The sequence below is a fragment of the Frateuria sp. sgz306004 genome (genome assembly GCF_057750885.1).
Genome location: NZ_JBYLFE010000010.1, coordinates 1 through 13,287, shown reverse-complemented (window position 1 = coordinate 13,287; position 13,287 = coordinate 1). Strand labels below are relative to the sequence as shown.

Annotated in this window: 16 protein-coding genes; 7 read left to right on the top strand and 9 right to left on the bottom strand. The window is 58.9% G+C overall.

Going from position 1 to position 13,287, the window contains the following annotated elements; all coding sequences use genetic code 11:
• Positions 1-4: 4 nt before the first annotated feature.
• Entirely contained in the window at positions 5-256 is a 252-nt protein-coding gene (locus AC3G2C_RS18190) for a hypothetical protein (protein WP_488386044.1), read from the bottom strand.
• A gap of 385 nt (positions 257-641) precedes the next feature.
• Here AC3G2C_RS18190 and AC3G2C_RS18185 point away from each other — a divergent pair, with 385 nt between their 5' ends.
• The gene (locus AC3G2C_RS18185) at positions 642-2,303 is read left to right on the top strand and encodes a MobA/MobL family protein (protein WP_488386043.1); all 1,662 of its coding nucleotides are present in this window, start codon (positions 642-644) and stop codon (positions 2,301-2,303) included.
• A 69-nt stretch (positions 2,304-2,372) separates the two neighbouring features.
• Positions 2,373-3,572 (top strand): AlbA family DNA-binding domain-containing protein, encoded by a 1,200-nt coding sequence (locus AC3G2C_RS18180; RefSeq protein WP_488386042.1) that lies wholly within the window; start codon positions 2,373-2,375, stop codon positions 3,570-3,572.
• 20 nt (positions 3,573-3,592) lie between these two features.
• Here the strand turns inward: AC3G2C_RS18180 and AC3G2C_RS18175 are convergent, their stop codons facing one another.
• From AC3G2C_RS18175 to AC3G2C_RS18150, 6 genes are all read right to left on the bottom strand, one after another.
• The gene (locus tag AC3G2C_RS18175; protein WP_488386041.1) at positions 3,593-4,774 is read right to left on the bottom strand and encodes a hypothetical protein; all 1,182 of its coding nucleotides are present in this window, start codon (positions 4,772-4,774) and stop codon (positions 3,593-3,595) included.
• Between the two features lie 63 nt (positions 4,775-4,837).
• Positions 4,838-6,505 carry a site-specific integrase gene (locus AC3G2C_RS18170; protein WP_488386040.1) on the bottom strand — a complete coding sequence of 556 codons (1,668 nt, stop codon included), beginning with the start codon at positions 6,503-6,505 and terminating at the stop codon, positions 4,838-4,840.
• Between the two features lie 215 nt (positions 6,506-6,720).
• Entirely contained in the window at positions 6,721-7,047 is a 327-nt protein-coding gene (locus AC3G2C_RS18165; protein WP_488386039.1) for a hypothetical protein, read from the bottom strand.
• A gap of 410 nt (positions 7,048-7,457) precedes the next feature.
• On the bottom strand, positions 7,458-7,985 hold the full coding sequence (locus tag AC3G2C_RS18160; protein WP_488386038.1) for a hypothetical protein: 528 nt from the start codon (positions 7,983-7,985) through the stop codon (positions 7,458-7,460).
• Positions 7,986-7,987: 2 nt separating this feature from the next.
• Positions 7,988-8,686 carry a hypothetical protein gene (locus tag AC3G2C_RS18155; RefSeq protein WP_488386037.1) on the bottom strand — a complete coding sequence of 233 codons (699 nt, stop codon included), beginning with the start codon at positions 8,684-8,686 and terminating at the stop codon, positions 7,988-7,990.
• Between the two features lie 14 nt (positions 8,687-8,700).
• Positions 8,701-9,039 carry a hypothetical protein gene (locus AC3G2C_RS18150; protein ID WP_488386036.1) on the bottom strand — a complete coding sequence of 113 codons (339 nt, stop codon included), beginning with the start codon at positions 9,037-9,039 and terminating at the stop codon, positions 8,701-8,703.
• Between the two features lie 119 nt (positions 9,040-9,158).
• Between AC3G2C_RS18150 and AC3G2C_RS18145 the strand changes: the two genes are divergently transcribed.
• From AC3G2C_RS18145 to AC3G2C_RS18125, 5 genes are all read left to right on the top strand, one after another.
• Positions 9,159-9,449 carry a helix-turn-helix domain-containing protein gene (locus AC3G2C_RS18145; RefSeq protein WP_488386035.1) on the top strand — a complete coding sequence of 97 codons (291 nt, stop codon included), beginning with the start codon at positions 9,159-9,161 and terminating at the stop codon, positions 9,447-9,449.
• Positions 9,450-9,556: 107 nt separating this feature from the next.
• Positions 9,557-10,066 carry a DUF6650 family protein gene (locus AC3G2C_RS18140; RefSeq protein WP_488386034.1) on the top strand — a complete coding sequence of 170 codons (510 nt, stop codon included), beginning with the start codon at positions 9,557-9,559 and terminating at the stop codon, positions 10,064-10,066.
• Positions 10,063-10,674, top strand: coding sequence for a hypothetical protein (locus AC3G2C_RS18135; protein WP_488386033.1), 612 nt, complete (start codon positions 10,063-10,065; stop codon positions 10,672-10,674). The genes AC3G2C_RS18140 and AC3G2C_RS18135 overlap by 4 nt, the downstream gene beginning before the upstream one ends.
• Positions 10,675-10,886: 212 nt before the next feature.
• On the top strand, positions 10,887-11,183 hold the full coding sequence (locus tag AC3G2C_RS18130; RefSeq protein WP_488386032.1) for a type II toxin-antitoxin system TacA family antitoxin: 297 nt from the start codon (positions 10,887-10,889) through the stop codon (positions 11,181-11,183).
• Between the two features lie 44 nt (positions 11,184-11,227).
• Positions 11,228-11,740: a GNAT family N-acetyltransferase gene (locus AC3G2C_RS18125; RefSeq protein ID WP_488386031.1), complete on the top strand. Its 513-nt coding sequence runs from the start codon at positions 11,228-11,230 to the stop codon at positions 11,738-11,740.
• Between the two features lie 108 nt (positions 11,741-11,848).
• Here AC3G2C_RS18125 and AC3G2C_RS18120 read toward each other — a convergent pair whose 3' ends face one another.
• Positions 11,849-12,199, bottom strand: coding sequence for a hypothetical protein (locus tag AC3G2C_RS18120; RefSeq protein ID WP_488386030.1), 351 nt, complete (start codon positions 12,197-12,199; stop codon positions 11,849-11,851).
• Positions 12,200-12,366: 167 nt separating this feature from the next.
• Positions 12,367-12,975, bottom strand: a complete 609-nt coding sequence (locus AC3G2C_RS18115; protein ID WP_488386029.1) for a hypothetical protein — start codon at positions 12,973-12,975, stop codon at positions 12,367-12,369.
• Positions 12,976-13,287: the final 312 nt, after the last annotated feature.

Here is a 13,287-nt window from a genome sequence, read left to right as displayed (position 1 = left end):
CCTTTCAGGTTGGACCGGGAGTGTTTTCGCCGGGAGATTTTGAAAACACGAACCCAAGGGGGTAGTTGTGGGCGTATTGCCATGTTTCGACCCACTTCGGATCACGCCAGCGCTCGTCACAGAGTTCGAGCGCTCGATCCGCCTCTTTGATCGCGTCCTCTGGCGCCAGGCGGCACAGAAGTGACGTGAATGCAGCCAGCCAAAGCTGCTTCTTGGTTGGCTCATGGGGACTGGTTTGGTATGGCGAGGTCTGCATATCGGGCTCCGTTTTGCCGGAAACCTAGCCCAAAGCGGCCAGCCGTCAAGGTGGCCTCCTGGCGCACCTAAAACGTGGCATCAAAGCCTCGGTCAAGAGCAAGACGCTAACTGCAAAACCAAGGCGCGTCTTAACTGTTGTGCCAACAGGACGCTCAGAGCAAGGCAACCCCGAGAGCAAGGGCTAACCATCAAGAGCCACGGCGTTGAACGGATCTCGCAACCATAAAGTTAGCCGTCACAGATGCAAGATTTTGCTGGCCGTTGGTCCTTGACGCGCTCCTGTTCTTTGCTTGCATGTCTCGATGTGCTGAGAACACAGCAACGGGTGCTCAGCCCATCCCTGATCAGGATGATCGCCCAGACCCCCTAGAAAAAGGACTTCGATGACACTGCATGCGCGCCCACATCTTTCAACACATGGCCGTTCGGACGGCCACAGCGCCATCGCTGGCGTTGCCTATCGCCTCGGTCTGCGCCTCTACGATGAACGCGCCAAGAAATGGCACGACTTCCGGCAACGCCGCATGGGGGATCACATCGCCGATGCGTTGACCATCGTTCCCGATGGCGCCCCGGCATGGGCAACAGACCCGCAGACGCTTTGGAATGCGGTAGAGGCAGCGGAGAAACGAAAAGATGCCCAGCTTGCCCGGGATTACCGGGTTCCTATTCCCCTTGGTGTGGGGCTGGAAGAAGCCCGGCAAATGGCCATTGCCATGGCTCGTCAAATCGTCAACCAGCTGCACACACCCGTCTCGATCGGGCTGCATCGTGATGGAGCCAAGACCGCCTTGGGCTTCCCGAAACCTGAGGCAAAGAGGGGCTATCACGCTCACCTGTATTTCCCCACCCGCGCCCTGGAAGAGATCGGTCAGGCCGATGGCAGCTCTGCATGGGGGCTGGGAACCAAGTTTGCGTTCCTCACCAACCGGCGGACTTCGGCAGGTTTTGTTGAGGGCTTGAATGCGACATGGGCTGACCTCGCCAATCACTGTGCTCAGGCGGCTGGACTGACGACCACCTACGATCACCGAAGCTACGTCCGCATGGGCCTGGACATCGAGCCTCAGCGAACGTTGGGGGCCGCCGTCACCGCGATGGAACGCAGGGGCTTCTGGACGAGAAAAGGTGAAGAGCTCCGCGGGCAGATCGTTGTGGACAGCGAAGTGCTCCGCGTGTCTCAGGCCGATGCTTTGGAAGCGCAGCACACACAGGCCGTGCAAGACGTGATCCGAGAGGGCGCGCTCGAACAACCTGCCAGCCCGGCGGTCGAGCCCGACGAGTCGGCCACCGTCGCACAGGAAAACGGCGTGCTCGGCGCTGGCACCTCCGAGCATGGTTCGCCTTCTGCCGAGGTGATCGCCTCACTGCCTGAGGGAGCACCTGGATCGTTGCTGCGGCGTTTCCGTCAGGCGGTGCCGTTACCGGAAGAGCCCGATGCCCTGCATGTCTATGCGCAGGTGATTGGCATCATCCGTATGGTGGAACGCTTGCTCTTGGCGCTGGCCAGGCTGATGCACCGCAAGACGATCCATGTTGATGAGCGAGATCGGCTTGTCGCCGCTCGCCTGGACACCGAGTTTCAGATGGATCAGGCCCGCCGAGAACGATCCGCCGCCCGGGAGCGCTTGCTGGAATGGGAGGAGGAACACCCGGTGCGCATGGCGGCCGCCAAGGCTGCTGGCCGTAAGCCGGCGGAATGGGTGTCCTTACACGAAGCCATTGGGCGTGAGGATGCCAGGGTCCAAGAAACCAAGGCGACACGCCTGCGGCACATGGAGCATTTGGATGACGTGGATAAGGACGGTGCGCAGTTGGCCGCCGAGGAGGTTGCCCAGAAGGATGCGCTGGGGCGGGCGCTTGATGGCATCCAGCAGCTCAGCCCAACCCTGGTGACCGAACTACTTTCCGTCAGCGATCAGGGGGAACGTGTGTGGCTTGAAGCAGCGAAGCCGTTGCCTCCGGTGGAAGAGTCGACAGCCACTCTCTCTTTGCCGAAGGTTGATCAAAAGCTGGAACTCCGGCGGAGACCGATCATTCCCTGAGGTGGGCGTGAGAACTTTTCTTCGTCCGCAGCCAAGCGCAACATGGTCGGGAAACAATGGGGATGGAACATGGCCTATACGGGAACGCTCGACCTGGCATATATCCGCCAAATCGTTGATGCACAGCTGCCGGAAGGTCAGGAGCTTGAATACAAGCGAGACCTACCGAAAAGGGATCAGCAGCAGGCACAGACCAAAACTGATCCCATGGACGAGTTCGCCAAGGATGTGGCGGCCATGGCGAACGCCTCGGGCGGTGTGTTGATTTATGGCCTGGGTGAAGACCCCAAAACACACAAGCCAGTCTTGCATCCCATCGTGGGGGAGGACTATGACCAGGCATCTCGTCGCCTTCATGCTGTGCTGGACAGCTACGTTGAACCAAGGCTCTTCGTGCAGTTCGAGGAGATCCAGGTGCCGGGTGGGTATGTGCTTGCTGTTCGCGTCCCCGCCAGCCTGGCTGGACCTCACTGGTTTGGTGAACCCAAGAAAGCGGGTAGGCGACGTTTCAGTGTTCGTAGGGGGACCACTGTGAGCGATTACACCTATTCTGAGTTGAGGGCCGCTTTCGATCGGAACGCCTCTGCCACAGCCCGTGCACGTGAGTGGGTGGCTGACCGTGTGATGGCCATCAAAGCGGGGCGCACATGGCAACCGCTTACTCATGGACCGATTGTCGTTCTTCATCTGGTGCCAATGGTGAGCTACTACCAAGAGGGCGCCGCTGTTGATCTGAACCAGGCCGCGCAGGCCGCGATCAACATGCCTCGGCCATGGCAGGGCGGATACACGCACGACATCAACTTCGACGGTTTGATTATCTACCCTGGTCAGGTGACGTCCGGCAGCGCGGATATTGCGCTTATGGGATACACCCAGCTCTTTCGTAATGGGTCCATCGAAGTGACCATGTTTGCGCGGGCACTCTCAAACCCTGATCCGAACGCCAAAATGATCAACCCGGCCCCACTCGGAAGAACAGTCAATAAAGGCATCATCCAGGGGGCGAAGATGATCGGACACCTGGGTAGGGGTGGGCCGATGTTGATTGGTGCGGCATTGATCAATGTTGCTGGCTACGCCATGCCGGGTGGGGCATATGCTCCCCAGGTGGCGGATCGTGATGACCTGATTGTTCCCGCTGCTTATATCGAGCAATCAGATGACGCTGATGGACTTGAACAAGTTGCGCGCATGGCGCTGGACATGATTTGGCAAGGGTTCGGGTTTTGGTCCAGCCCGTTTCACGAGGAAGCCACCAATCAGTAGAAACAGGGGCTCAATTGAGCCTATTTCTTCGGCTCGGTAGCTTTTCGCAGGTCATCGAAAAACATCCGCGGGGTCCAGCCTTTGGTGAGCCCGCTGATCAGAAACTCATCGAGAAGATCCAGGGCAAAGTCAGCGGCGGGCTCCAATAGCTTGCCCGTGATGGCCCCCGCGGCTCCTCCTTCTCCGCCTCCAATTAAAGCCCCCAGGCCTGCTCCAACAGCCGTCATCGCCACCGACTTGGTGACCTTGCCCTTTTTTGTTTCGAAGAACCCTTTGGCGTCAGCGATGGCGCTGATGTATTCCCTCGTGATGGGGGCATCTGTGGCCGAGTAAGTGGTCGTGGCCAGCCAGTCTCTGAACTGGACAGCGCTTCTTTTCTGTCTCAGTTGGGGCAGCTTTGAGAGCGGGATCCCGAGTTCTGACCGCAAGGCTTTCAGATCGGGGAACCCCTCGATTGAGGCGATTGAGTTGAAGTTGTTTTGGATTGGTTCCGCTGCCTGGACCTTGGATGCGGAATGGTTGAACAGGGCGTAATAGTGGGGGTTGGAAAACGAAGTCATGCGGGCGCCAAGGAGGTATGAATACTCCATCACCTCGGCGGCACACTTGGCCAGCGTCGCCCTGGCGTCCACAGGAAGATGGCGGATGTCCTGTTCGGTGTTCATACCAAGAAGTTTTAGGGCTCCTGACCTGTAAGCCGAGTGGACGTTGTGGACAGCCTGTTCGGACAGATCCTTAGGCACGACCCGATAAAAGGGCAGGAGTTTCCTTGTCAGCCGCCTTCGGTCGTCCAGTGACAACTTTTCTTTCATCCACCGAAAGCCATGCATGATCGAGGCTTCTGGATCCACATGCGGAGCAGAGTTGTGGACCATGAATTGAAGTGGGTCCACACCAGGCGCCTCTGACACGAGGTAGGTAATGTCAGAGGACCAGAGTGTGAAACCAAGGGATTTCTGCTCGATGAGCGCTTCAAATCCTTTGAGACCAAACATTCGGATCAGAACGGGAACCAGGATGTTCTCGCCGAAAACCTTGAAGGAGATTTTGTCGAACAGCATGAGTTGTTCGAACACTGCCGCCTCTTGTTCTTCCCACCTGGGCACCAAAAGGGCGCCTTCGGCGGCAGTGACCGCCCGGTTTGAAATGAAATACGTCCGGCAAAAAGTGTTCAGGTCGGGGTAGAAGATTTCTTGTGCCATGAGCGCATCTTATGCCGGAGCTACCGTCCCTTGCTGTCCTTGCAGGCACGGCCCTTTATTGTTTCAACCTTTCCGAGGCCCATACACGGCGTCAAGCTTGGCCAGCTGCTGCTCGATCCGGGCGGCCTTCTCGAAGGCGTGATCAAAGCTGGACGGTTCATAGGGGGCATGCTCAATCAGGGGGAACTGGATCGCTTTGAGATCGGCATCGAGGTCCCTGGGGCCACAGTTCCTGATGTAGTGCTCCCGCAGCACGCTTTGGCCGGCGCTGTGCCCGAGAAGTAGCGCCAGCCGGTCATGGCGCACGTTGCTCCGGTCCCCCAGCGTGGCAAAGCAGTGGCGGAAGGAATGGAACGTCAGCGACGGGTGCACGATGCCGCACGATTTGCGAAGAAAAGTCCGGTTGAACCAGTCGGACACGCAATCGCCTGGCCCATTGGCTCCCCAGATCACATCAGGAAACAGGGTGGTCCGTTTCCAGCGTCGAGCTTGCTCAACGAACGCCACAAACCCGCATTCGAGGATCTTGGAGTGAATGGGCAGGAGGCGGCGGGACATTCGGTTTTTCAGGCGCTGGCCTGGACGATCACGGGTGACGTCGATGCACCACATCCCACCCATTTGCACCACGTCATCGACATAGAGCTGCCCGATTTCGTTCACGCGCATCCCCTGATAGAGACCGAGGATGGGGGCCCAGTATTGATAAGGGGTCTTGTGGGCGATCTTCTGGTGGACATCGAACATCCATAGCACCTCATCGTCCGAGAACGGAGCACGTGGTTGGCCGAAGTCTTGGCCCCGAGCATAGAGCCTCACCCCACGGAGCAGGCCGGGGGTGATTTCCCCACGCTTTTCCAGCCAGTGAAAGAGGGCCCGCAGTCGGTCGATGTGACTCTGCTGGGTCCGCAGGTTGATCGGTTGGCGGTGCAGTCGCTGAGCCTTAGCGATGACCTCCGGTGCCTGCATGTTCCGGAACTCGCGGCGCTTGCTGGCATGCGCTGGCCACAGGCTCAACGCGCGCACGAACGTATCGCCATCGGTCACATTGATTTCTTGCAACCGTTTGTCACCCACCAGCTCCATGAAGATGCGGTAGGTCCACAGGCTATTCACCAGGATGGATCGACTGCACCGTCGCTGTTGCAAGAGCCCCAGAAAAATTGGCAGGCGATCGGAGAGCCGAAGCGGTTCGGCGTGGGCGTTGATGGTCGGATGCGATGGCTGCCAGGGCGTCACCTGATGGGCTGCTTGGTGCGTCTGCTGCATGTGGCGAGCTTGGGGTGGCATGCCCGGGGTGTAGCGCCCATTGCGAGAGTGCGGGCCCACCGTCATTCGATGATCGTGCAGGTCGGCCGCCTCAATCGGCGGGAGGCCATTGGGATAGATGCCGAGCAGATGGCGCTCTGAGGGTCGCTCACGGACCTTGCGGTCCATGCCACCCACCAAGATCGGCGCGCCCGTCCTTCCTTGGCGGACTTCGGTGATGGGAGCAGTTGTCTTTCCCTCCAACTGGGTCAGGGCAACCTCAATGGGCTGGTTGGAACGGACAATGAGGCGTTGCCCATCTTCCGTGGTGGCATAGAACCGCTGGCGTTCTGCAGGCGGTGGTGCGGCACCGATGGATTGGATGATCTGGTCAGCCAGGGCGGCGGCTTCTGGCGAGGTTGCGCGGGGCTGGGGCAACGCGGGGCTGGGTCGCAAAGGGCGACCGGCGCGGGAGGGGGACATGATGGCTCCAAGAGGGGATGGGGGAACGGCGATGGCCGTGAGGCTGATTGCCTCGTCCCTCATCCAAGCCTCGTCCCAACTTTTGTCAACAGCACCGGGATCGCTCAGTTATACGAATCGCCTATAACGGCGAACGGTAATGATCGTCAGAGAATTTTCATCATCTCTCGCGCATCTGGCGACATCTCCGGAGCCGCGTATCGCGGCGTCTGTCGTCACCGGGTCGCAATCAGCCGCACCACATGGGCTGTCTGTGCTTCGAGCGTGTTCTCGGGCACGTCTTGCCACCCCGACCGCTTCAACAGTCCCCGGATCACCGGGGTTACCTGAGTCTCGCAGGGTGACCGCCAGCGCTCCCAGTCGATGGGGTCCAGGCCGCGGGTGCGCAGGTGGCCATGCAGGCGATGCTCCCGCAGTTTCATCAGCGCCCGCCCGATGTCTCGGATGCTCAACCAACGATTGATGGCTTGGGCAATCAGACGCAGGCGAACGCGGTGCCGGTGGAGGGCCAGGCGTGGATCCAAGTGGATCAGGTGCAGCACCAGGTGCTGGGTCTCCGTCAGTGGCTCACTGCACGCCGGCGGCTCATGAAAAAGCGGTGGCGTTTCCGCGCCACCGCTTCGTGGGTCAGGCACCGCAGTTTCCGTTTGCTCTGTCGCTGTCATAGCCGGCTACTACGTTACCTATTATGTGGAAGTGAGAAGACCTCAAACCCACACGGGACAACGTAAGTAACCGGCTGCGCAGCGCGCAGCTCGTTCACGAGTCGTCCGCAAACCGATAATCCTGTTTCTTCACATTACCGAGGCGATGCCTGAGGGCTCGGCTGGCCCTTGTTTCAAGGTTCAAAGAAAAAGGCCGCCCCCAATGGAGGCGGCCCCGAGGTTCGCAGTGCATCGGCGGCGTTCGCCTGACTTCCCGGGGCACCTAAGCCCGGCGTGAGGAACAGTCGTCAGTGGTTCATCAGCGCCGTCAGTCGGGCATACCATGCCTGCGTCAGTTCATGCTTGAAGTGGTTGCCCATCTTGATCTTGTGGGTAGGGTGATCGAGGTCGTTTGTTGTGACAATCAGGTAGTTGTTTTGGTGCCAGACTTTGCCGTAGCCGGTCGGTTGATCTGTCCATTCATGCTGCCAACGGCGGATGTCCTCCCGGTCGAGCAGCCATGCTTGACCCCTCGTGTCGCGGACCCAGACCTGCCCAGTCACGGAGTTGATGGCGACGTTCTTGGCGTGGTGCGTGGCGTGAAACGGTTGGCCGTTGACCGACAGCGTGACCGGTCCGATGTTTTCGGTCTTGGGCTGGGGTTTGAAGATCGGGAAGAGCCTGGGCAACAAAAACCACGCGAAGACCATGAAGCCGGGGACCATCAAGCCGGGGGGCAGGAAAGGAAACCGGACCGCGAAAAACAGAAACCAGCCAGCGCAGAAACCGATCACGATGGCCAGGGCAATGCGAACGATCTGGAGGACAACACCCATGCTCAACCTCCCGCCTTCTGTTCCAACACCACTTGGCCGTGCGGGTCGAGCACCTGGATTTTGGTGATCTGGATCCACAGGGTCTGCGTGATGCCGTGGACTTTCTCGCCCCCCTGGACATAGGCCCAGACCTTCACCCGGGGGATCCATCCCGCTGAAAGCCGGGCCTGGATGGCTCTGGCCTCGGTTTCGTCCGGCATGCGCAGCCACTCGAACGCTGCTGTGTTCGTGGGAGCAACATCGATGAGGCTGACCCCGGCGATTTGCCCGTGCGTCACCATGGCGGTCGGGTTCATCAGGGCCGAAGCGAAGCCAAACGCGTGGTGGTCGAAGTTGTAGGGAGCCAGGCGTCCGCTGTGGTCTACCCACACGATGTAGCGGTGATCCTTGGCCGTCGCCATCTCCGCGTTGAGTTGCGGAAGGAGCCGGGCTTCCTTGTCTTTCTTCTCGAAGGGATTGGCCCCCATGAGCGAAGGATCAATGGCCCAGAGCATCATGTCTGAGGGTTTGTCACCGGAGAGCGCGTCATACATCACCCAGACCTGACGGGCCTGAGTGACCGGGACGTAAGCGCTGTCCGGGGTGCTGAGATCCGCCGTGGGCAGGTCAGACGAAGACGAGGTGGAAGGGGCCGCACCGCCGGGTGATTTCGAGCACGCGGCGAGGGCGAGAACGAGGAGGAAGGAAAGGGCACGCTTCATGTAGGCCGGCCCTCTCAGGTGCTGGATTGGTTGGTTTCCGAGCGGACGTAATGACCGCTCCGATCGAAGTAGATGTAGGTGTCCTGGTTCTGCACGTGCACCCCGGCCGGATTGAACGGGATGTAGTTGCGCGCATCGTCGGGAATGTATTGGTAGTGCAACCGGACAGCCCCATCGCTTTCGGTTTCGCGTTCCTGCGGCTGGCCCAGCGCCGCAATCGCCTGATCCACCGTCGTCTGGCCCACCACAAACTGCCCGACCTTGCTGGCGTCATACGGATGGCCGACGGTCATGCAAGCGGCCAACGGCAGCACCACGAACAGCGCCAGAACAAACTTCCATGCGGTCTTCATCTGCGGATTCCCCTTGGTTGAGTGTGGTCGAGAGATTACCTGTTTAATGGGTTATATGCTGACTTTACAGTAAACGTTGAACGGGTAATAACGTCTGGGCCGCCCATCGAGGTCGGCCAATGAAACGCGCATCCATCCACACACCCGAGCACAGCGAGCTGGTTTTGCTACTCAAAGACTTGCGGCTCAAAGCTGGCTTGTCCCAAGCGGAGGTGGCCGAAGCCTTGGAACGACCCCAGACCTACCTGTCGGCCATCGAGGTGGGCCAGCGTGGGGTGGATCTGATCCAAGTGCGGGAGCTGTGCCGGCTCTATGGCTTGGACTTCATCGCGTTCGCCAAGCTCTTCGAGGAACGGTTGAAATCCAGGGAGAGCGAACGGCGACCACCTCGCCGGCGGCGCAGAAGTTAGATCCCGTGCTTGCCCTTTGGGGCGGGCCGACATCGAGCGCCGGACGTCACCGGCGCCCGCTATCAGCCATCATGGGGAAGCCAGCTCATTCATCCAGGGGGGAGGCCATGAGGTTCCGTGAGGCGGGTTCTCGTATCACCGGCATCAGTGTCCCGTTGTTCGGCATCCAGTGGACTCCGCCCGAGGCGGACCGGGCGATTGCCAGGCGCGTGCTGACCTTCTTGGAAGATCGGCGGGTGCTTTACGTGCCTTCGGAAATGGAGGTGCCCCAACAAGGGGTCCAGTCGGTTCTCCGCATTAGGGAGTTCCTAACGTCCGAACTGGGGCATCTAACGGGGGATGGACAGCTGGCGCAAAGCCTTCGGGCCATGCGCGCGGCTTGCCGGAAGTTTCTGGATAGCGTTGGGCCTGAGGATGGCCCCGTGGTTCGGCATGCATTCGACCATGGCCACTACGCCTCATGGGAGTTCAACCAGGCACTGGGTGAGATGAGGGGTGTGTTTGGCGTTTACATCGCCATCTTGGCCGCCACCCATGGCCTCGATGTGGAGCCAGGCTTGGCAAAGATCGTCCCGGGCTTAGACAAAGATAATCACCACAAGGTGGGTGATCCATGACATCGCAACAGGCTCCGCTGCTGCCGGTTCCTCATGGTGAACAGTCCTTCGGGATCCGGTCCTGGCAGGACATGTTCCGGAAACTATGTTTTGAGTTGGACGAGTTTGTTGAAACCCGGGCATCGGACCGGAACATGGCAGCCCGCGGTTACAGGGCGATCAATCTGGCCTGGACGGCCTGGCACGTCCATGATTGGTTCTTTGAGGAAAGGATGGATGCGGGGGACCGTCATTTGGCAGTGGTTTCCCCAGCTTTTCCCGGGAAAGATTTTTCGATAGCGAAGAAGGACCGGCGCAAGTGTCAGAGCATGTTTGGCGACGAGTTGGCCGAACGGTTTGAGTCCCTGAGCATTTGCCGGACCCTGGCCACGGCTGGCAAACATGGGAAATCAGAGTCTCGACCAAGACCGGAGCTGCGTGCCCCTGAGGTTCGCCCCATTCCATGGATGGCCGAGGGTCCGAACGGACCCATCTGCTGGGATGTGCGTGTCTTGGTCGGAACTCAGCCTTGGGATGCCCGCGACCTTTTCTTGCAGGCTATTGCAGATTGGCGCCAGTTCTTTGCGCTGATTGGTGAAGATGTTCCCCATATCCAAATCAACTTCTGATCGGGCATGAATGCGTAAAATATCCACAAAATCAATGATTTATAGAAATATATTGTGCTTCCTGGCGATCTAGTCGTTCAGGCGAGGTCGACACAGTCCCTAGGAATCACGCTGTTAATCTATACGGCTATCAGCCGTATCAGGCTTGACGCATACGGCTCATAGCCGTATCCTTCATCCATCGTTTCACTTTAAGAGCGGAGGTTGCTCTCATGGAATCCAATGCCCTTGCTTCTCAAAGCCGGTCTGCGCGTATGGAGCTCAAGACGTCGGCAGCGATGAAGGAACTGCTTAATCAGGCGGCCGCTCTGGATGGCCTTGACCTGACGTCATTTGTGCTGGGTCCAGCGATCGAGAAAGCTCGCCGGGTGCTCAATGAGCACAATGCCATTGAGCTGTCTCGACAAGGACAGTTGGCATTGGTGGAGTTGCTCACCCATCGACCGGAACCGACAGAGGCCATGAAAGAGTTGATGAGCTTGCCTGATCTGCCTTTTCGCGCAGCGTGACAGTCGAACTCTCTCTCTTCGACCCTGCGAAGACCTATCAGGGAATGAAACAGTTTGACTGCGGACATGCGGTCATCAACAAGTTTGTCGCCGGAAGCTTGAAGCAACAGGTGCGCAATGGTCTGAGTGTTGCCTATGTGCTCACGGACTCTGCAAACAACGATCATTTCGTTGGTTTCTATACGATTGCGCAACACACCATTGCGAACACCTCGCTTTCTGCTGTTGAGAAAAAATCGCTGCCCCACACGGTCCCTTGCACACGCCTGATCATGTTGGGTGTGGACAATGCCTATAAGGGGCGGCAATTCGGCTTGGCACTGATGAAGAGTGCTTTGACGGTCGCAAAGACGGCCTCACTGCAAGTGGGTTCGTATGGCGTTTATTTGGATGCGGACGCCGGCGCGGTCAATTTTTACGATAAGTTGGGGTTCACGCTCTTGGAAGGAAACAAGAGCCCTGACCCATCACCGATGTTTATTCCGTTTAGCGCAATCGGTCCGGGGACCAGTGGGGGGGCCGTTCCTCCGGGTGGTGGAACGCCCGGAAACCCGTAATTGCGGGTCAGTCGCAGGCAGCTCACGACCTTCGTGCGCGCTGCTGATGAGCCCAATCTGCGCTGACCTCAGAAAGAAAAGAGGCGCCGCATGGGCGCCTCTTTTTGGTCAACGGTAAAGCTCTTGTTGCACAACCACTGTCAGGGTCCCGTGGTCACCGAGGGTCACCTGGATCACCGATTCATCGTCATCGGCCGGATCTTGGGCCGGGATGTAGGTAATGGGCACGCCTGCCTTACGCGCCTGGTTGATGGCACGGATGTCAGCAAACCCCGCCACGTCCACGAACTTCTCTTGGATGTCTTCTTCCAGCTCTTCCAGTTGCTCCTGGGTCTTGGCGTCCGTGGCTCGGCGGAACGAGGGGCTGCTGAGGTCCCCAGTGTCGTCCGGATTATGGATGTTACGGTGGGCGATCGCGTCGATCTTCGACTGGACCGCGTCGATGTCGTCTTTCTTCATGCAAGCCGCCTTTGGCTGGGCACACTGCTCCCCCATGGGAACCCCTTGTGGCCCAAAGCTCACATAGAGACGACCTCCTGACGATCCAAGGGGCTCAGGTGGTGCCAGTCCGTAACCCATTGACAGAAATCAAGTTGCGGTGTGGTGGCCTTGCTCCCGCCACGCGGCTACCGGGGGCGTGATCGCCGAATCGAATACCGATTGCTTGGGGTGAAAAACGCGCCCGGTTCCTCCGGAACGTCCACGCTGGTCCATTCCTTCGTGCCGAGCCTCCACATGGTGTCAATGGTGAAGAGGAACGCATGTTCCTCCTCGTCGCTCAGTCCGATGAGTTCTTGGAAATCGCACTGATGCCCGTGGCGCAAGTTGCCCTTGCCGTGGTCATACATGCCCACTTTGACGTTCCAGTAGTCGCCTGCCGCGGCAGTCAAGGCTTCCACGCGCTTGGCGTATGCCTCGACATCGATATTCCAATAGGTCCTAGCCGCCAGAATGATCGTTAAGGAACCTTTGTGTTCGCCCAGGAACTGAACTCCGGGCAGCAGGCCTGCCATGAGCATTTCTTCGATGACGGGGATGATCCGAGTGTCATGGTCATCATCCCAGATAATCGCAAAGTCATGGATGCGAGGAAGGGGCGTGGGCCGTTGATCGACGTCACGCGCATCGATGGCCCGGAAGACAGAATAAGCACCGTAGTAGCGATCCCCTGGCATGTCCGGGTGATCGTAAAGGCACTGAAAAAAGGACGAATACGGCTGCACGGCGTTAGCCATGATGGGTCTCCTGTTTCGTTGGAGAACAGAGGTGTCAACCTCGGACGGATGAGCTTTCGGCCCATCCGGGTTCTGCCCCAGCTTACTGCTTGAAGGACACACACGGCCAGCCCCTGAGGCTGGGTCTCGACGTCTGAACCGCATGGCCCTTAATGTTGTCAGGCACCAACCACAGGAGGAGAGAACGCGATGGCTAAGAAGCAACTGTAATGACCCAGTGATTTCCTGCTCAGGTGTTACGTTTAGACGGAGACACCCATGAGCATCGTGATGGACGAAGAGATCAAACGCTGGACGGCACGGCGGAAGTCG